The organism is Streptomyces sp. DSM 120436 (assembly GCF_055778765.1).
In genome coordinates this window covers 575,274-592,229 of the sequence record NZ_JBSKBS010000002.1, presented here as the reverse complement: position 1 = coordinate 592,229, position 16,956 = coordinate 575,274, and the positions used below count along the sequence as shown (strand labels likewise).

The following is a 16,956-nucleotide window of genomic DNA, read 5'->3' as shown; positions in this document are numbered from 1 at the left end:
TGACCCCCGAACCTCTCGCGGAAAGCAACCATGCACCAGCACCCGTCACCCCGCAGCCCCCTGTCCCGCAGATCCGCCCTCACCGCCCTCGCGGCGGTCGGCGCCCTGCTGCTGAGCGCCTGCTCCGGCACACCCGCCGCCGACACCCCGGCCTCCCGCACCGGCGCGCCCGTCGACGGCGGCACCCTGCGGTACGCCGTCGCGGGGTCCCCCGCCACCGCCAGCGACGACCCCCACGGCGGCCTCGGCAACGAGTCCGACGTCCTGCGCTTCGCCCTGACCTACGACGTCCTGACCGTCCCCGGCGAGGACGGGAGGACCCGGCCGCGGCTCGCCACGTCGTGGAAGCCCAACGACGCCATGGACCGCTGGACCCTCACCCTGCGCGAGGACGCCCGCTTCACCGACGGCACACCGGTGCGCGCCGCCGACGTGCTGTACTCCCTGCGGCGCATCGGCGGCAAGGCCGCCGAGAACTACGGCAGGCTCGCCGACTTCGACATGAAGAAGTCCACCGCCCCCGACGAGCACACCGTCGTCCTGGCCACCCGCGCCCCGATGGCCGACGCGCCCCGGGCCCTGGAGTCCGTCACCTTCGTCGTCCCGGAGGGCACCGAGGACTTCTCCCGCCCCGTCATCGGCTCGGGCCCCTACCGGGTGGAGCGGACCGGTGCCCAGACCACCGTCCTGACCCGCAACGACACGTGGTGGGGCAAGCGCCCGCACCTGGACCGGATCGAGATCCAGGCCGTCGCCGACCCACAGGCACGGGCCGGCGCCGTCGCCTCCGGGCAGGCCGACGTCGCCGGCAGCGTCAGCCCCGCCGCGGTCAAAAGCGCCGGATCCTCGGCGAGAACCCAGGTCGTCCGACGCGACGGGGTCACCGAGTACCCGTTCGTCATGCGCCTGGACACCGAGCCGTTCGACGACCCCCGGGTCCGCGAGGCGTTCCGCCTCGCCGCCGACCGCAAGGCCCTGGTCGACACCGTGTTCCTCGGCTACGGCGAGATCGCCAACGACCTCCCCACCCCCTACGACCCCTCGGCTCCCGAGGACCTGCCGCAGCGCACCCGCGACGTGAAGAGGGCCAAGAAGCTGCTGGCCGAGGCCGGCCACGCCGACGGACTGTCCGTCACCCTGCACACCACCACCTCCTACCCCGGCATGGACACCGCGGCCACCCTCTACGCCCAGCAGCTCTCCGACATCGGAGTCGACGCCGAGGTGAAGGTCGAGCCGGCGGACACCTACTGGACCGCCGTCTACGCCAAGAAGGCGTTCTACACCGGCTACTACGGGGGCATCTCCTTCCCCGACCTCGTCCGCGTCGGACTGCTGTCCGACTCCCCGACCAACGAGACCGCCTGGCGCAGCAAGAGCTTCGACGACGGCTTCGCCCGGGCCATGTCGACCGCCGACGAGGCGCGGCGCGAGGAACTGCTCTCCGGCATCCAGCGCGAGCTGTGGGAGGACGGCGGCTATGTCGTCTGGGGCACCGGGGACGGCCTGGACCTCGCCGCGCCGGGCGTGCGCGGACTGCCCGACGGGCCCGGATTCCAGCGCATGTTCATCGACCAGGTGTGGATGGCCAAGTGACCCCGCGCACTGCCGGCCGCGCCCTGCGCCCGGTCGGCCGGGCCGCCGCCCTGGCCGTCGCCGCCACGGCCGCGGTCTTCACGGCCACCGAACTGCTCCCCGGTGACGCCGGGGAACTGAGGACGGCGGGACGGGCCTCCGACGAGGACGTCGCGGCGGAGCGGGAACGCCTCGGGCTGGACCGGCCGGCCGCGGTGCGCTACCTCGACTGGCTGTACGGCCTGGTCCGGGGGGACCTGGGACGCTCGCTGGCGGGCGGCAAGCCGGTGGCGACGCTGTTCGCCGAACGGCTGCCCGCCACCGCCGTCCTGGTCGCGGCGGCGCTCGCGGTCACCGTGCTGCTCACCTCGACGGCCCTGACCGTGGCGTACCTGCGCGGCGGCCGGGGCGGCACGGCCGCCACCGGGCTGGCCGCCGTGCCGCAGCCGGTCCACGCGGCGGTGCTCGGCGCGGTCCTGGCCGGGCTGCTGGGCTGGCTGCCCCCCGTGTCCCTGCTGCCGCCCGGCGGCTCGCCCCTGGCGGACCCCCGGCTCCTGGTGCTGCCCGCTCTCACCCTGGCGCTGCCCTCGGCCGCGTTCGCCACCGTCCTGCTGCGCGGGGCGCTGGCCGACACCCTGCGCCGCCCGCACGTGGCCGACGCACGGCTGCGCGGCCTGCCCGCCCCGCTCGTGCTGCACCGGCACGTCCTGCCCTTCCTGTACGCGCCGGCGCTCCAGGTGACGGCCCTGCTGACCGGCGGTCTCGTGGCGGGGACCGCCCTGGCGGAGACCCTCTTCGGCTACCCGGGCACCGGGCAGCTGCTGGTGTCCGCCGTCGCGGTGCGGGACGTCCCCGTCATCCAGGCCGCTGCCCTCCTCCCGGCCGCCGTCCTGCTGCTGGGCATGCTCCTGGCCGACCTGGCCGCCCGTCGCACCACGGCGCCGGGGGCCCCCGGCCCGTCGGTGGCGACGGCGGGGAGGACCGCATGACCGGAGCGCCTGCGCCGTTCCTCCCCGGAGCCGTCCGTCCTCCGGTGTCCGTGACCGCGGCCCTCACCCTGCTGGTGTGCGTGCCGTTCGGCCGGTACGCCGCCCCGCACCCACCGGAGCGAACGGTCGCCGCCCCCTGGGCGCCGCCCGGCGGACGGCATCCGCTGGGCACCGACGTCCTGGGGCGCGACGTGCTGTCCCGGGTCCTGGCCGGGGGCACCCAGCTCCTGACCGTGTCCCTGCTCGCCGCGCTCGCCGCCGTCGTCTGCGGCGCGGGTCTCGGCCTGGCCGCGGGGTGGTCGGGCGACCGTGCCGCCCGCACCGTACGGGCCCTGTGCGACCTGCTGCTGGCCGTCCCCGCCCTGGTCCTGGCGCTGGTGCTGGCCACCGCACTGCCGGGGGCGACGGCGGTCGTCGTGGCGTCGGTGCTCGCGGGAGCCCCGCTCACCGCGCGGGTCGTCGCCACGCAGTGCGCGCAGCTGCGCGACAGCGGGCACGTGCACGCCGCCGTCGAGCGCGGCGAGCGCACGCCCGCCGTGCTGCTCCACGAGGTGCTGCCCGCCCTGCGCCGCCTGGTCGCCGCCGACGCCGGGCTCCGGCTCGTCACGGCACTGCAGATCGCCGCGGCCCTCGCCGTGCTCGGGCTGGGACCCCAGCCCCCGGACCCCGACTGGGCCCTGATGCTCAGTGAGAACCTGCCCGGCGCCGCACTCAACCCCTGGGCGCTGCTGGCGCCGGCGATCCCCCTGGCGGGCTGCGCCTGGGTGTTCGCCGCGGCGGCCCGGACGGCCGCCCGTGTTCCGGGGGAGGCGACATGACGGTCCGCGCCCACGACGGGCTCGTTCCCACCGACGCCCCGCTGCTGGCGGCCGAGGGTCTGACCGTCCGCCGCGCCCTCGACGGAGCCACCGTCCTGCCGCCGGTCGACGTCCGCGTCGGCCCGGGGCAGGTGCTGGCCGTCACCGGCGCGTCCGGTGCCGGTAAATCCACGCTGCTGCGCGCCCTGCTCGACGTCCTCCCGGACGGACTGCACCGCGCGGCGGGCACCGTGCGCTGGCGCGGCGCGGTCGTGTCGCCCGGCCGGACGGCCCGGCGGTGGCGGCGTGCCCGGTGCGGCTGGCTGGCGCAGGACCCCGGCGCGGCCCTCCACCCGCTGTGGCGCGTGGACCGGCTGATCGGCGAGGAGTTCACCGGTGACGCCGCCGCCCGCGCCCTGCGGGTCGAGGCCCTGATGCACCGACTGGGCCTTCCACCCGGGCTCGCCTCCCGGCGGGCGGGAGAACTCTCCGGCGGACAGGCCCAGCGGGTCGCTCTGGCCCGGGCCCTGTGCGCCGACCCGGAGCTGCTCGTCCTGGACGAACCGACCTCGGCACTGGACCGCGCGACGGCCGACCTGGTGGCCGAAGAGGTGCGGTCACGCCGTGGGACCCCCGACCGGTGCGTCGTCCTGGTCACGCACGATGCCCGGCTGGCCGCGGAACTGGCCGACCGGACACTGGTGCTCGCCGGTGACGCGCCCCCGGCCGCCGGTGCCGACGCCACCGCGCGGTACAGGTCACGTGTGACCGCCGCCGAGCGCGGACGGATGACGCGCACCCCGGGGAAGGAACCGCTTCGCCCGATCGCCGATCCCGCGTCACCACAGGCCGGACGTTCGCCCCGCACGGCGGCGGACCCCGTCCCGTCCCCGGCGCCCGTGCTGTCGGCGCGGGGCCTGACCCTGCGGACCCCGGACGGCACGCCGCTGCTCGGCGTCGGCGAGCTGGACCTGCCGGCGGGCGGCTGGCTGGCCGTCACGGGACGGTCGGGCAGCGGGAAGACGACCCTGCTGCACGCCCTCGCGGGCCGTCGTCCACCGGCGGCAGGACACCTCCTGCTGCACGGGCGCCCGCTGCCCGCCGGGACCCGCTCGCGCGACCGGCGGACGCTGCGCGCCGTCCAACTGGCCGGACAGGACACGGCGGCGGAACTCAACCCGGCGCACACCGTCGGCCGAGCGGTGGCCCGGCCGCTGAAGGTGTTCCACGGCACGACCGCGGCGGCCGGACGGGAATGCGTACGGGAACTCCTCGAGGCCGTGGGACTCCCCGCCGAGCTGGCCGGCCGCAGACCGGCGGCGCTCTCCGGCGGCCAGCGCCGCCGGGTGGTTCTCGCCCGGGCGCTCGCCGCCGAGCCCGACGTGCTGCTGCTGGACGAGCCCACCGCGGGTCTGGACCCGGACTCGGCACGACTCGTCCTCGACCTGCTGGACCGGCTGCGGGAGGACGGCCCCGCCGTCCTGACCGTCACCCACGACGCCGACACGGCCGCCCGCGCCGACCGCGTCCTCCGCCTGACCGGGCGCCGCCTGGTCCCACGGCCGCACACGACCCCCGACCACCCCCTCGACGAGAGAACGGAGCACTCCGGTGTCCGACCACACGACGGCTGAACACACCGGCCGGATCGCGGACCTGCTGGCCGCCCATCCCTGGGTGGCTCGGGCCCGCCCCGCACCCGACGGCGGCGTCCGGGTCGTCCCGCACCCGGACGCCGTGACCGCGGCACCCGAGCCGGGCCCCCTGATGCGCGAGCACCTCGAGCAGTGGGCCGAGGTCTACGAGTGGACGTACGAGACGGCCGAGGGCCGGCACGCCGACGACCTCGACCTGTCCGGGTGGCGGGCCTCCGGCACGGGAGCACCGCTGCCCGAAGCCCACATGCGGGACTGGGTGGACCGCACCGTGGACCTCGTCCTGGCCCAGCGTCCGAGTCGGGTCCTGGAACTCGGCTGCGGCACCGGCCTGCTCGCCCACCGCCTGCACCCGCACCTGGACGGGTACGCCGGCACCGACGTCGCCCAGGTCGCGGTGGACCGCCTCACCGCGGCCGGCCTGCCCCGCACCGCGTTCGTCCGGGCCGCCGCCCACGAGACGGCCGCGCCCCGGGTGCGGGACGCCATGGACGCCGCCTTCGGCCCCGGCGCGCGCCCCGACTGCGTGCTGCTCAACTCGGTCACCCAGTGCTTCCCCGACCTGGCCTACCTGACCACCGTCCTGCACGGGGCGCTGTCGGCGGTCGAGGACGGCGGCACCGTGATCGTGGGGGACATCCGGCACTCCGGCCTGCTGCTCGACCACTTCACACGGCTGGAACGGGCCCGCGACCCCGAGGCGGACGGCACGACGATCGCCGCAAGGGCCGCGGCCGCCGCCGAGGCGGACGAGGAACTGTCCTTCACCCCGGCGGCCGTCGCCGCCGCGATCGCGACCCGGCCCCGCCCGGTCCGCATGAGCGTGCACGCCCGCACCATGGCCGAGGACACCGAACTCACCCGCTACCGCTACGACGTCGTCCTGCGCGTCGGCCCGCACACCGGCGGACCGGGAACCCGGCACGTGCGCCGGACGCCCTGGGACGGGCACCGGGGGAGCGATGTCCCACAAGCGCTGCGCGACGCGCTCGACGGCCCTCCCGTCGTCGTCCACGGCATCCCCAACGCCCTGCTCCACGACGCCCCCGGGGCGGTGACCCCGTACGCCCTGCGCGAGGCACTGCGGGGAGCGGACGCCGCCGTACTGCTCGACGCCGCCGACCCGCGCGCGCTGGCCGTGGCGGCCCCCGCCGACTGCGCGCCCGCCGCGGCCGAGGACCTCCCGGCGCCCTCCGGCCCGGCAGCCCACGAGCCGTTCCCCCTGTTCGTCCGGCGCCGTCTGCCCGAGGTGCTGCGCGACCACCTGCGCCGGGCCGAACCGGACACGACCCCGCCGGCGATCACCGTGGTGGACGTCATCGAGGACGGCCACGCGTGAACGACGCACTCACCGACGAGACCCTCGCCGGGCTGCCCGGCGTGACGCAGTGGCAGCTGGTGCGCGGTGGTGGACAGGACACCCTGCTGGTGACGGGACCGCCCCCGTCGGCGCGGCCGTCGCCGGGTCCCGGCCGGGACGACGCCCGCGCCGCAGACCGGGCCGCGGACACCGGTGACGCCACCGTCCGCGGTACCGACCCGACCGTTCTCCCGGCACTGATGCGGCAGCTCGACGAGACGGCGCTGCTGACGATGGCCCGGGTACTGGACCGGACCCGTCTGTTCCGCGACGCCGGCCGGCCCGCCACCGAAGAGGTCCTCGGGGCCCTGGCGGTCGCACCCCGGCACGCGTGGATCGTACGGCGCTGGCTGCGCACCCTGACCGCGGAGGGCCGGCTCCACCTGGACGCGGCGACGGGCCGCCACCACTCCCTCGCGGTGCCGGACCGCCGCGGCCACGCCCGGGCACTGCGCGAGCTGGACGGCGCCTGCGCGGGCCTGGGCTACCCGGCGTCCATGACCCGCTTCTTCCGGGCCGCGGCCGAACGGCTCCCGCTGCTGCTCCAGGACCGCACGTCCCTGCAGGAGGTCCTCTTCCCCGACGGGGAGACGGACACCGCGCAGGGCAACTACCGCGACAGCGTCCCCAGCCGCTGGGCCAACCACGCCGCCGCGTCCCTGATCGCCGGCGAGTCCCACCGCCGGACGGGGCCGGCCCCCCTGCGCGTCCTCGAAGCGGGCGCCGGCGTGGGCGGCACCACCGGCACGGTCCTGCAGGCGCTCGGCGACACGCCCGTCGACTACCTGTTCACGGACGTCTCCCCGTTCTTCCTGCGGGCGGCCCGGAACGCCTTCGGCGACCACCCCGGACTGCGGCACGCCCTGTTCGACATCCAGGCCGACCCGCTCGAACAGGGCCTGGAACCGGGCTCCCAGGACGTCGTCCTGGCGGCGAACGTCCTGCACAACGCACGGCACGCCGGACGCTGTCTGGCGGCCCTGCGGGAACTGCTGGCGCCCGACGGGCTGCTGGTCCTGGTCGAGTCGTGCCAGGAGCACTACCAGGCGCTCACCTCCATGTACCTGCTGATGTCGCCCGCGCCCGGAGAACAGGAGTGGTTCACGGACCTGCGGGCCGGCCAGGACCGGGTCTTCCTCACCGCCGGGGAATGGGCACGGCAACTGGACGCGGCGGGCTTCGACCCGCTGCCCGTCCTGCCGCACGAGGAGCACCCCCTCGCCTCGGCGGGCCAGCGCGTCATCGCGGGACGCGTCAGAACCCACGGCGCCCGCCCGGACCCCGGCCGTGTCCGTGCCGCGCTCGCCGGCCGCCTGCCCCCTGCCCTGCCCCTCCCACGGATCCACGCCGTGGACGACATCATCCGCCCCGCCGACCCGACTGGAGCCCCCTGTTGACCCCCGCATCCACACCCGAACACACCGCCGAGCAGACCTCGGCCGACCTGGTCGACGCCGTCCGCGCCGTGTGGGCCGACGCCCTGGAGACCGACCTGGCCGCCGTACCGGCGGACGCCAGCTTCCTGAGCCTGGGCGGCGACTCCGTCCTGGCCGTCCGCATGGCCGCGATGCTGCGCAAACGGCTGGGCACGCCGCTGGCGCTGGCGGACGTCCGCGTCGAACAGAGCGCCGCGCAGCTCGCCGCCCTCGTCCACGAACGCAGTACCGGATCGGGGACGGGCGCCCTGCGCCCGCTGCCCCTGGACCTGCGCCGACGCGAGGACCCGGACGCGCCGTTCCCGCTCCTGCCGCTCCAGCAGGGCTACTTCGTGGGCCAGCAGGACGCCTGGGAGCTGTCCTACCGCTCCGCGCACCACTACGTGGACATCGGGCTGGAGGACATCGACGCCGACGAAGCCCCCGAGGCGCTGCAGGACGCCCTGGAGCGCCTGGCCGAGCACCAGGCCGTCCTGCGGGCACGCATCCTGCCCGACGGCCGGCAGCGCATCCTGCCCCTGGACGACCCGGAGGCGGTACCGCAGCTCCGGGTCACCGACCTGCGCGACGCCGACGAGGAGACGGCCGCGGCCCGGCTCGCGGAGATACGCCACGAGATGAGCACCGAGGGCCCCGACCCGTCCCGGGGCTGTGGTCTGGACATGCGCCTGACGCTGATGCCCGGGGACCGCGCCCGGCTGCACTCCTCGACCAGCCTGCTGATCATCGACGGATGGTCCTCCGGAGTCTTCTACCGCGACCTGTTCGCCCTGGTCTCCGACTACAACGCCGTCCTCGCGCCCCTGGACATCGACTACGGCGACTACGTGACGACCCTGCGGGACCTGCCCGGCACCGAGGCGTGGCAGCAGGACCGCGACTGGTGGTGGGACCGCCTCGACGACTTCCCGCTGCCGCCGGCCCTGCCGCTGGTGGCCGACCCCGCCGAGGTGCGCCCCACCCTGATGGGCACCCGGCAGGCGGTGCTCGACCCGGAGCGCTGGTCGGCTCTGCGCCGGCTGTGCACCGAGCACGGGGTGACCCCGTCCGCGGCGATGTTCGCCGCCTTCGCCGCCGCCGTCGCCCGGGCCTGCGGACACCGCCGCTTCCTGCTCAACACCCTCCAGCTGAACCGCCTCCCGCTCCACCCCGACGTGTCCCGCCTGGTGGGAGCCTTCTCCTCCACCATGCTCCTGCCGGTCGAGCTGCCGGCGGCCCCCGTCTTCGCCGACCTCGCCGGCCGCGCGCAGCGGGACATCGGCGACGCGCTCGCCCACAACCTGATCACCGGCGTGGAGGTCTCCCGCGAACTGGGCCGCCGCCGGGGCACCCACCGCCCGGTGGCACCCGTCGTCTTCCAGTCCACCCTGGGAGTGGACGCGGCGCTGGGCAGCGAGGTGCCCCAGGAGGCCGGGCCGCTGGGCGCGATCGACCTGCTGAGCCACCACCAGCAGCTGCGGACGCCCCAGGTGGCCCTGGAGGTGCGGCTGTTCGAGCTGCGCGGGGAGCTGGTGGTCGTCTTCTCGCTGGTGGAGGAGCTGTTCGCGGGAGCGGACGTCGACCGGATGTTCGCCGATCTCATGGCGACCGTGGAATCGCTGGTCGAACCGGTCGGCTGGGCCGCCGTGGTCGGACTGCCCGACGCGGTCGACGGCGAGCGGGCCGGGCCGGGCCGGCAGGCGTCCGGCCGGCGCCTGTCCGTACCTGCGGCGGCGGCCGGCGGAACGGAGCCGGGACCGCCCCGGGACGACACGGAACGAGCCGTCGCGGCGCACTGGCGGAAGCTGCTGGACTGTTCGGTGGAGGAGCGCACCGCCGACTTCTTCGCGCTCGGCGGTGACTCGTTGCTCGCGGTGCGGATGCTCGGCTCGCTCGCGCGGGAGGGGCTGGGGCGGGTGACGCCCCGCCGCTTCCTCCGGCAGCCCACGGTGGCCGGACTCGCCGCCGCCCTCCGCGAACCGGACGACCGGTGAGAAGGGTGCGGCGGGGGCGGGACGGCCCCCGCCGCACCTCGGTCTCAGCCGCCCAGGCCGGCGTCCTCGCGGAAGAGCTCCTGGTCGAGCCAGACCGCGGCACGGGCGCCGTCGGCGGCACCGGTGATCACGAAGGTGAGGGCGTCCGGCAGGGCCTCCAGCCGGGCGGTGTCCCCGGCCGCGTACACACCGGGCACGGAGGTGCGCTGGAACTCGTCCACCCGCACACAGCCGTCCGGGAGGATCGCACACCCCAACTCCTCGGCCAGCGGGGAGTGCTGACGGGTGGGCGCCCGGTGGTAGACGCCCTGCCGCTCGAGCACCCGTCCGTCGGCGAGGACCAGGCGGACGGCCCCTTCCTCCCCCTCGACGCGGGCCACGGCCGTTTCCTCCACGACGATCCCGGCCCCGGCGAGGCGGCCCGCGGCCTGTTCGGGCACCGGGTGGCCGTCGGTGCACACGATCACGTCCTCGCTGAACCGGTCGGCCACGTACAAGGCCTGCATGACCTGGGGCAGTTCGTGCCCCAGGACGGCCAGGCTCATCCCGCTGGTCTCCCAGCCGTGGCAGAACGGACAGTGGTACACCCCCCGGCCGAACAGCGCGGACAGGCCCTCCACCCGCTCGTCGAGCACGTCGACCTGCCCCGTGGCGAGGACCAGCTTCCGGGTCCGCTCCACGGTGCCGTCGGCCAGCGTCAGGGCGAATCCCCGCGGCTCGGGCGCGGCGGCGGTGACGGTCGCCTCGCGTACGGCCACGTTCGGGTAGGCGGTGAGCTGCTCCCGGCCTATGCGGCGCAGCTCGGCGGGCGGGAAGCCGTCCCGGCTGAGGAACATGTGCATCTGCGCCGCGGGCGCGTTGCGCGGGCGGCCCGAGTCCAGCAGGAGGACCCGCCTGCGCTGACGCCCGGACACCAGCGCCGCGTTGAGGCCGGCGGGCCCTCCGCCCACCACGATCACGTCGTGCATCGTCGTCACTTCTTCCTTAGTCCGTCGAATGATGACTACGATAATAATTATCATTTTCATCAACTGGATCAGCGGGAAACAGGAGGAACACCGGTGCGACACCCGGCGGTCATCGGCGTCATAGGCGGTTACGGAGCAGTCGGCAGCGCGGTCGTACGGCGGCTCCGCCGGGCGGGTGTCCACCCGCTGGTGGTGGCCGGCCGCGACCGGGGCCGGGCGGAAGCGCTGGTCGCCGGCCTTCCGGAGGGAGGCCCGGACGTGGGCGCCCTGGCGGTGGACCTGACCGATCCCGACTCGCTGGATCGCTTCACGGAGGGCTGCCGACTCGTCGTCAACTGCGCGGGACCTTCGTACCGCGTCCTCGACGCGGTCGCCCGGGCCGCGCTGCGAGGCGGCGCGGACTACGTCGACGCGGCCGGTGACGACCCGGTCCACAACCTGCTGTCCGCCGACGGGGGCGCCGGGCGATGGGTGGCGGCCGGACGCACGGCCGTGCTGTCCGCCGGCGCACTGCCGGGTCTGTCCTCGCTGCTGCCCCGCGCGCTGGCCGCCCGCGCCACCGGTCCCGTCGCACTGGACGCCTACGTCGGCGGCGTCGCGCCGCTCACCCCGGCCGCCGCCGGCGATGTGCTGCTCGGCCGCGGACCGGAGCACGGCACGCCGGCGGCCGCCTGGTACGAGGGCCGGGTGCGGGAGCGTGCGCTGGCCCCCCGCCGAGGAGTGCGACTCGACGCCTTCCCCGCACCCGTCGACGCCTTCCCCTTCCTGTCCACCGAGGCCGTCCGGCTGGCCCGTGCCACGGACGTCGGCCGGGTGCGTTGGTACACCGTCTTCGGCGGCGGGCGCCTGGCCGAGGAACTGGCCATGGCATGGGCACTGGACAGCACGGAGACCGCCGACCTGGTCGCGGCGGCCGACGAGGACGTGCGGCGCCACGGAGCCTGGTACGGACAGGAGTTCCACCTCTGGGACGGAGCGACGGACGGCCCGCCCACCGCGAGGCTCGTCCTGCGCGCCCCGGACTCCTACGAGCTGAGCGGGTTCCTCGCCGCCGCCGCCGCTCTCCGGGTGCTCGACGGGGCGATCACTCCCGGTGTGCACTTCGCCGCGGACGTGCTCGACCCCGCGCGGGTCACCGAGGAGCTGGCGGCCGATGGCGCGGCGGAGCTCGAGGTGCTGTGAGCACCCGCCGGCGCGCCGCCCGGCCCCCGGAGAGGGCCGGGGGCGCACCGACGGCCGAACGGCTCGCCGGACCACCCGTGTACCTGGCCCGTCACCGGGCGCCCCGGGTGCGGTCGGCGAGATGTCGATCGGCGGTCGACCAGGCACGGGTCCAAGACCCACTCCTGCTCACTGATGAGGAACGGTGCGATCCCGTGCTCAGGTCATCCCGGTCACGGCCGCCGTGGTCGGCGTGTCCCGCAGGCCGAGGCGCAGGTGCTCGACGTGATAGAGGGCCTGCTCCAGCAGTTCGGCGACGTGGTGGTCGTAGAGGGCGTAGATGACCGAGCGGCCCCGGCGCTCGCCGGTGACCAGGCCGAGGTTGCGCAGCAGGCGCAGTTGGTGGGAGCAGGCCGACTGTTCCATGCCGACGGCGTCGGCGAGTTCGGTGGCGGCGCAGGGGCCCTCCTGGAGGCGGGTCAGGATGCGCAGCCGGGACGGGGTGGCCAGAGCCTGAAGGGTCGCGGCCACGTCGGCGGCGCCCACCGTCTCCAGGCGTTCGCGTGCGGTGGCGGTGGTCTCGGCGTCAGCTCCATGGCCCATGGGCACCATCCTACGAAGACCCCTCCATGAACGCATGAACCAATCTTCATGTGCTCATGTATGGTGAGTGCGCGTGGCTGCCGCATGTACGGGCTGCCGCCTCTTCGCCATGCCGTCGTGAAGGACTGTCTGCTCCGATGACTTCCACCCTCCCCCCGCCCACGGCCGGCCGTCCCGCACCCGCGCGCACCGGAGCCGTCTCCCGGCGCAGGACGCGGGTTCTCGCCCTGCCCGAGGTGCGCTGGGCGGCCGCGGCCACGATCCTTTTCCTGCTCGCGCTGCCGCTCCAGTTGGCCGGGGCGCAGGCCTGGGCATGGGGCCCGTTGTACGCGCTGTCCTACGCGACCGGCGGCTGGGAACCCGGATGGGCGGGTCTGCGGGCACTGAAGGAGAAGACGCTCGACGTCGACCTGCTGATGGTCGTCGCCGCGCTGGGGGCGGCAGCGATCGGGCAGGTGATGGACGGCGCCCTGCTGATCGTCATCTTCGCCACCTCGGGAGCTCTGGAGGCGCTGGCCACCGCCCGCACCGCCGATTCGGTGCGCGGCCTGCTCGACCTGGCACCCGCGGCCGCGACCCGCATCGAGGCCGACGGCAGCGAGACGGCCGTCCCCGTCGAGGACCTGACGGTCGGTGACACCGTCCTGGTGCGGCCCGGTGAGCGCGTCGGCGCCGACGGCCGCGTCCTCGACGGGGTGAGCGAGGTCGACCAGGCCACCATCACCGGTGAACCCCTGCCGGTGGCGAAGGAGAGGGGCGACGAGGTCTTCGCCGGCACCCTCAACGGCACCGGCGCGCTGCGCGTACGGGTCGAACGGGACGCGGCCGACTCGGTGATCGCCCGGATCGTGCGGATGGTGCAGGAGGCTTCCGAGACCAAGGCGCCGACCCAGCTGTTCATCGAGAAGGTCGAACAGCGCTACTCACTGGGCATGGTGGCCGCGACCCCCGCCGTGTTCCTCGTCCCGCTCGCCTTCGGCGCGAACCTCACCGACTCCCTGCTGCGGGCCATGACCTTCATGATCGTGGCCTCGCCGTGCGCGGTCGTGCTGGCCACCATGCCTCCCCTGCTGTCGGCCATCGCCAACGCCGGACGCCACGGAGTGCTGGTCAAGTCCGCCGTGGTCATGGAACGGCTGGGCCAGGTCGACGCGGTCGCGCTGGACAAGACGGGCACCCTGACCGAGGGCACCCCGCGCGTCACGGACGTCCGCCCGCTCCCGGGCACGGGCCTGGACGACGAAGACCTGCTCCTGCTCGCCGCCGCGGCGGAGGCCCCCAGCGAACACCCGCTGGCCAGGGCGATCGTCACCGCGGCGCGCGAACGGGGGCTCGAGTGCAAGCCGGTGGCGGACTTCGGCTCCACGCCCGGTGTCGGAGTGAAGGCCACGCTCGACGGACGCCTGGTCGAGGCCGGCGCCCCGGCCCGGCTGCTGCGCGAGGCCGACGACGCCGCCTCGGCCCACGCGAAGGCCCTGTCCGGTGAACTGGAGGAGGGAGGCCGGACCGCCGTCCTCGTCACCCTCGACGGTGCACCGGCCGGTGTCCTGGGCATCGCCGACCGGCTGCGCCCGGACGCAGCCGCGACCGTGGCCTCACTCGCCTCCCTCACCGGAACCGCGCCAGTACTGCTGACAGGCGACAACCCGCGCGCCGCCGCCCGTCTCGCCGCCGAGGCCGGCATCGAGGACGTGCGGGCCGGGCTGCTGCCCGAGGAAAAGGTGGGTGCCGTCCGGGAACTGGAGACCACCGGGCGCAAGGTCATGGTCGTCGGTGACGGCGTCAACGACGCGCCCGCGCTGGCCGCCGCCCACACCGGCGTCGCCATGGGCCGAGCGGGCTCCGACCTGGCGCTGGAGACCGCCGACGCGGTGATCGTCCGGGACGAACTGGCCACCGTGCCCGCCGTGATCTCCCTGTCCCGTCACGCCCGCAAGCTCGTCGTGCAGAACCTCGTCATCGCCGGAGTCTTCATCGCCGGCCTGGTCGTCTGGGACCTCGTCGGCCATCTGCCGCTGCCGCTGGGCGTCGCCGGCCACGAGGGCTCCACCGTCATCGTCGGCCTCAACGGCCTGCGGCTGCTGCGCGAGTCGGCCTGGCGCAAGGCTACCGGCTGAGGCGCCGCAGGGCGCCCGGCCGCCGGTCGCCCCGGTGCACGGTCATCCCGTGCGCCGGGGCGCGCGGCCTCCACGCAGGCACACCCGGATCTTCCTGGAGCGGCCTTCTCGCCAGTGGTCCGCCGCCCCGGTCTGCTCCGGCGGCAGGAGTGACCGCAGCGCCGTCGCCGGCCGGTGGAAGCGGTTCATGTGCGCCGGGTCGAGGAAGACCTCGGGCCCGTGGCGCTGCGCGAGATGCACCGTGTCCCGTCCCTTCCCGGCGGTGGGAACGGCTGTGGCGACGATGAGGACGATGGCGAGTTCGCTCGGTCCGCACATGGGTGTCCTGCTCCCTTTCCCGGGACCCGGGCCTGGACGGCGCGAGCGTGACGGTGGTGGCGCTTACGGGTGGGGCGCGACGGCCGGAAGCGGGTTCTGGAAGTGCGGCCCGCGGCGGGCGCACGGGTCTCTCATCCGGTGGCCCTCACTCGGGCCGACCGGAAGGAGAGGGGCGCTCCTTCGGTCCCGTGGCGGCGTGGGGGTCGGTGGCGCGGACCACCGGAGGCGGTGTGCCACGGATGGCGGGGCCCTCATCGAGGCACTGGCGCAGACGGGGCAGCATGCCTCGGTCCAGGAGGGCCTGGTGCCAGTTCCGTCGTGACTGCTGCAGACGGGCTGCGTGTGCGGACTCGTCATCGCCGCGTATCGCCGTCCTCAACAGCGCGGCGAAGGCGAGGAGGGCGCTGATGCCCGCGATCAGCGTCAGGACCCATCCGGCGGTGACCAGTGAGCCGGGCAGCGCGCCCTCCGCACCGGTCAGCTGGAGAAGGTAGCCGAGGACGAGCAGGACCGCGGCGGATGCGGCGGCCACAAGCGGGGTGAGGACCGCCAGGGCGGGCAGCAGGGCGCCGGCGGTGGGGTGTCGCGGGGGGTCGGGCTGTGCCGACGTGCGCAGGGCGAGGTACGCGCCGTATTCCCCGGATGCCGCGGCGGCTATCTCGTCGGCGTCGCCGAGGGCCCGCAGGCGTAGGCGCGCGGTGGCCCGGCCGGTGGGGTCGGTGCTCAGTACCTTCTGTACGTCCGCGGTGGTGAGTGCCAGGTTCAGTACCGCCTCGAAGTCCGGCCTGTCCTCCGGGCGAAGGCGCAGTGGATCGGCCACGTGGTCTCCTGCGGGTGGGATGTTCGGGTCCGGCGGTCGGAGCTGCGCGTCGACGCGCCGGACCTGGCCCTTCGGGAGGGCCGGCCCGGCGTCGTCGGGGGAAGGTCAGACGCCTACGCCGAAGTCGGCGGCGATACCGGACAGTCCTGAGGCGTAGCCCTGCCCGACGGCACGGAACTTCCACTCCGCACCGTTGCGGTACAGCTCACCGAAGATCATCGCGGTCTCGGTGGCGGCGTCCTCGGACAGGTCGTAGCGGGCGAGTTCCTGGTTGTCGGCCTGGTTGACGACGCGGATGAAGGCGTTGCGGACCTGGCCGAAGCTCTGGCCGCGGTTCTCGGCGTCGTGGATGGAGACGGGGAACACGATCCGGTCGACCTCGGCGGGCACGGCCGCGAGGTCCACCTTGACGACCTCGTCGTCGCCCTCGCCCTCACCGGTGAGGTTGTCGCCGGTGTGCTCCACCGAGCCGTCGGGGCTCGTGAGGTTGTTGTAGAAGACGAAGTGCCGGTCCGACGGCACCTTGCCGGAGGCGTCGAGGAGGAGGGCGGAGGCGTCGAGGTCGTAGTCGGTGCCGGTGGTCGTGCGGACGTCCCAGCCGAGGCCGACCAGGACGGCGGTCAGGCCCGGCGCCTCCTTGCTGAGCGAGACGTTGCCGCCCTTGGACAGGGAAACTCCCACTGCGTACTCCTTCTCGGCGGGTGAGATCGAGCCCGCGGTGCGGGCCCGAGTCAAGAATCTACAACACTGTAGAAAAACTGGGAGGAGGGTGCGACCGCGTCCCGGGGTCGGTGTGTCTTGATGAAGCTCCCGGTCAGTCCCGCGAGTTGCCGAAAAGCAGGCGATGGGCGATGGGCGGTGCGAGGGTGCCCGCGATGGCCGAACCCCAGGTCGCGGCATCGAAGAATTCCTGCTGGACCGGTCGGTCGAGGAACTCCGCCGGCAGCCAGCCGCCCACGGAGGCGCCGGCCGCGCCGATGAGCGTCGTGCCGATGCGGCCGCCCGGATCGCGTCCGGGCAGGATGGCCTTGTGATCGCTCCGGCGAGAAGCCCCAGTACCGGCCACGCGATGACACCCCTCTCTCCAGCACTCCTTTCCGTGGTCCCTCTTGCGTGCGGGCGTGCCCTGGGGCGGCTTGACTTCTACAGCTATGTAGAGGTCATGGTGGTGGGTTGGAGGGATG

At 74.8% G+C, this 16,956-nt stretch carries 14 protein-coding genes and 1 pseudogene; 9 read left to right on the top strand and 6 right to left on the bottom strand.

Annotation, left to right across the window (positions count from 1 at the left end; genetic code table 11):
* The first annotated feature begins 30 nt into the window (after positions 1-30).
* The 7 genes from ACWH4W_RS24555 to ACWH4W_RS24525 are packed head-to-tail and all read left to right on the top strand — an operon-like array spanning position 31 to position 9,785.
* Entirely contained in the window at positions 31-1,596 is a 1,566-nt protein-coding gene (locus ACWH4W_RS24555; protein WP_473078024.1) for an ABC transporter substrate-binding protein, read from the top strand.
* On the top strand, positions 1,593-2,564 hold the full coding sequence (locus tag ACWH4W_RS24550) for an ABC transporter permease (protein ID WP_473078023.1): 972 nt from the start codon (positions 1,593-1,595) through the stop codon (positions 2,562-2,564). Before ACWH4W_RS24555 ends, ACWH4W_RS24550 begins: the two co-directional genes overlap by 4 nt.
* Entirely contained in the window at positions 2,561-3,382 is an 822-nt protein-coding gene (locus ACWH4W_RS24545; RefSeq protein WP_473078022.1) for an ABC transporter permease, read from the top strand. Before ACWH4W_RS24550 ends, ACWH4W_RS24545 begins: the two co-directional genes overlap by 4 nt.
* Positions 3,379-4,995: an ABC transporter ATP-binding protein gene (locus ACWH4W_RS24540; RefSeq protein ID WP_473078021.1), complete on the top strand. Its 1,617-nt coding sequence runs from the start codon at positions 3,379-3,381 to the stop codon at positions 4,993-4,995. Before ACWH4W_RS24545 ends, ACWH4W_RS24540 begins: the two co-directional genes overlap by 4 nt.
* Complete coding sequence (locus ACWH4W_RS24535) at positions 4,973-6,355, top strand: class I SAM-dependent methyltransferase (protein ID WP_473078020.1); 1,383 nt, start codon at positions 4,973-4,975, stop codon at positions 6,353-6,355. Before ACWH4W_RS24540 ends, ACWH4W_RS24535 begins: the two co-directional genes overlap by 23 nt.
* Entirely contained in the window at positions 6,352-7,773 is a 1,422-nt protein-coding gene (locus ACWH4W_RS24530) for a class I SAM-dependent methyltransferase (RefSeq protein ID WP_473078019.1), read from the top strand. Before ACWH4W_RS24535 ends, ACWH4W_RS24530 begins: the two co-directional genes overlap by 4 nt.
* Positions 7,770-9,785, top strand: a complete 2,016-nt coding sequence (locus ACWH4W_RS24525; protein WP_473078018.1) for a condensation domain-containing protein — start codon at positions 7,770-7,772, stop codon at positions 9,783-9,785. The genes ACWH4W_RS24530 and ACWH4W_RS24525 overlap by 4 nt, the downstream gene beginning before the upstream one ends.
* 44 nt (positions 9,786-9,829) lie before the next feature.
* On the opposite strand, the gene ACWH4W_RS24520 is transcribed toward ACWH4W_RS24525, so the two are convergent.
* A complete protein-coding gene (locus ACWH4W_RS24520) occupies positions 9,830-10,753 on the bottom strand; it encodes an NAD(P)/FAD-dependent oxidoreductase (protein ID WP_473079251.1) in 924 nt (307 codons plus the stop codon).
* Between the two features lie 93 nt (positions 10,754-10,846).
* On the opposite strand from ACWH4W_RS24520, the gene ACWH4W_RS24515 reads away from it, so the two are divergent.
* Positions 10,847-11,935 (top strand): saccharopine dehydrogenase NADP-binding domain-containing protein, encoded by a 1,089-nt coding sequence (locus tag ACWH4W_RS24515; RefSeq protein WP_473078017.1) that lies wholly within the window; start codon positions 10,847-10,849, stop codon positions 11,933-11,935.
* Positions 11,936-12,133: 198 nt separating this feature from the next.
* Here the strand turns inward: ACWH4W_RS24515 and ACWH4W_RS24510 are convergent, their stop codons facing one another.
* Positions 12,134-12,517 carry an ArsR/SmtB family transcription factor gene (locus ACWH4W_RS24510; RefSeq protein WP_473078016.1) on the bottom strand — a complete coding sequence of 128 codons (384 nt, stop codon included), beginning with the start codon at positions 12,515-12,517 and terminating at the stop codon, positions 12,134-12,136.
* A 137-nt stretch (positions 12,518-12,654) separates the two neighbouring features.
* Here ACWH4W_RS24510 and ACWH4W_RS24505 point away from each other — a divergent pair, with 137 nt between their 5' ends.
* A complete protein-coding gene (locus ACWH4W_RS24505) occupies positions 12,655-14,634 on the top strand; it encodes a heavy metal translocating P-type ATPase (protein WP_473078015.1) in 1,980 nt (659 codons plus the stop codon).
* Between the two features lie 42 nt (positions 14,635-14,676).
* Here ACWH4W_RS24505 and ACWH4W_RS24500 read toward each other — a convergent pair whose 3' ends face one another.
* The 4 genes and pseudogenes from ACWH4W_RS24500 to ACWH4W_RS24485 form a co-directional block, all read right to left on the bottom strand.
* Positions 14,677-14,952 carry a hypothetical protein gene (locus tag ACWH4W_RS24500; protein ID WP_473078014.1) on the bottom strand — a complete coding sequence of 92 codons (276 nt, stop codon included), beginning with the start codon at positions 14,950-14,952 and terminating at the stop codon, positions 14,677-14,679.
* 145 nt (positions 14,953-15,097) lie between these two features.
* Positions 15,098-15,772 (bottom strand): hypothetical protein, encoded by a 675-nt coding sequence (locus ACWH4W_RS24495; RefSeq protein ID WP_473078013.1) that lies wholly within the window; start codon positions 15,770-15,772, stop codon positions 15,098-15,100.
* A gap of 105 nt (positions 15,773-15,877) precedes the next feature.
* Complete coding sequence (locus ACWH4W_RS24490) at positions 15,878-16,453, bottom strand: TerD family protein (protein ID WP_473078012.1); 576 nt, start codon at positions 16,451-16,453, stop codon at positions 15,878-15,880.
* 133 nt (positions 16,454-16,586) lie between these two features.
* Positions 16,587-16,843, bottom strand: a pseudogene (locus ACWH4W_RS24485) (GlsB/YeaQ/YmgE family stress response membrane protein).
* Positions 16,844-16,956 lie beyond the last annotated feature (113 nt).

Excerpts from the sequence above, each read along its gene's own strand:
- ACWH4W_RS24555 (WP_473078024.1), top strand. The coding sequence starts at position 31 with ATGCACCAGCACCCGTCACCCCGCAGCCCCCTGTCCCGCAGATCCGCC.
- ACWH4W_RS24545 (WP_473078022.1), top strand. The coding sequence starts at position 2,561 with ATGACCGGAGCGCCTGCGCCGTTCCTCCCCGGAGCCGTCCGTCCTCCG.
- ACWH4W_RS24540 (WP_473078021.1), top strand. The coding sequence starts at position 3,379 with ATGACGGTCCGCGCCCACGACGGGCTCGTTCCCACCGACGCCCCGCTG.
- ACWH4W_RS24520 (WP_473079251.1), bottom strand. The coding sequence starts at position 10,753 with ATGCACGACGTGATCGTGGTGGGCGGAGGGCCCGCCGGCCTCAACGCG.
- ACWH4W_RS24510 (WP_473078016.1), bottom strand. The coding sequence starts at position 12,517 with ATGGGCCATGGAGCTGACGCCGAGACCACCGCCACCGCACGCGAACGC.
- ACWH4W_RS24505 (WP_473078015.1), top strand. The coding sequence starts at position 12,655 with ATGACTTCCACCCTCCCCCCGCCCACGGCCGGCCGTCCCGCACCCGCG.
- ACWH4W_RS24500 (WP_473078014.1), bottom strand. The coding sequence starts at position 14,952 with ATGTGCGGACCGAGCGAACTCGCCATCGTCCTCATCGTCGCCACAGCC.